1 protein-coding gene and 1 pseudogene are annotated in these 1,062 nt (G+C 65.7%); both read right to left on the reverse strand.

Annotated features, from left to right (window positions below; translation table 11 throughout):
- The coding region (locus ACFWPJ_RS33645) for a flavin-containing monooxygenase (RefSeq protein ID WP_378857682.1) at window positions 1-626 on the reverse strand (626 nt) is incomplete at its 3' end.
- Window positions 623-1,062: pseudogene (locus ACFWPJ_RS33650) on the reverse strand (4-hydroxyacetophenone monooxygenase); the annotation flags it as partial. The pseudogene ACFWPJ_RS33650 and the gene ACFWPJ_RS33645, both read right to left, overlap by 4 nt.

Raw genomic sequence — 1,062 nt, forward strand, 5'->3', positions numbered from 1 at the left:
ACCCAGGGCGCGCTGCGCTGGTACAGGTCGAGCTGGGCCACCTGCCCCGCGATCGACGGCACGATCTGGATGGCCGAGGCACCGGTGCCGACGACCGCGACCCGCTTGCCGGTGAGATCGACGTCGTGAGCCCAGCGCGACGAGTGGAACAGTTCGCCCCGAAAGGAACTGATGCCTTTGATGTCGGGCAGCTTCGGTGTGCTCAGCGGACCGGCCGCCGACACGGTGATGCCGGCGGTGAACGCGCCGCGGCTGGTCTGGATGTCCCAGCGTGCGGTGTCGCTGTCCCATCGCGCGCCGGTCACCTCGCAGTCGAGCAGAATCGACTCACGGACCCCGTGCCGGTCCACCACGTCCTGGATGTACTGCTGGATCTGTGGCTGCGTCGAGAACGAATGCGTCCAGTTCGGGTTCAGCGCGAACGAGTACGAATAGAGCTGAGACGGCACATCACAGCCCGCACCGGGATAGGTGTTGTCCCGCCACGTACCGCCGATGTCGCCCGCGCGCTCGAAGACGACGAAGTCGGTGATCCCGAGCCGGCGCAGCCGCATGGCCACGCCGAGCCCGGCGAACCCGGCCCCGATGATCGCCACCCTGATGTGGCGCCGAGGCGTCTGCGTCACCGTGACTTCGCCGTGGTGTCGTAGGCTTCGATGTCGAACCGGCGCACCAGCTTCCGGAACCGGAAACTGAAGTCCGGCCACAGCGCGGGACTCTTGCCGTGCTTGTCGAGAAACCAGCTGGTGCAGCCGCCGGTGACCCACACGGTGCGGGCCATCTTCGGCGCGAGCGCCTCGTTGTAGTCGCGCTGCACGTCCAGTTTGGCCTCGAACGTCTGCAGCTCGCGCGCCTGCATCGTCTTGACCGCATCGACGACGTAGTTGATCTGTGACTCGATGGCGTAGATCAACGAGGTGTAGTTCAGCCCGGAGTTGGCGCCGAGCATGAAGAACATGTTGGGGAAGTTGGCGACGGTGGTGCCCTTGTACATCTGGTAACCCTCGGCATCGGCGGCCTCGGACACCGTTCGACCGTCACGACCGGTGTAGAGGTTGTAGG

This window comes from Nocardia sp. NPDC058497 (assembly GCF_042720195.1).
In the GTDB taxonomy this organism is placed as follows: Bacteria; Actinomycetota; Actinomycetes; order Mycobacteriales; family Mycobacteriaceae; genus Nocardia.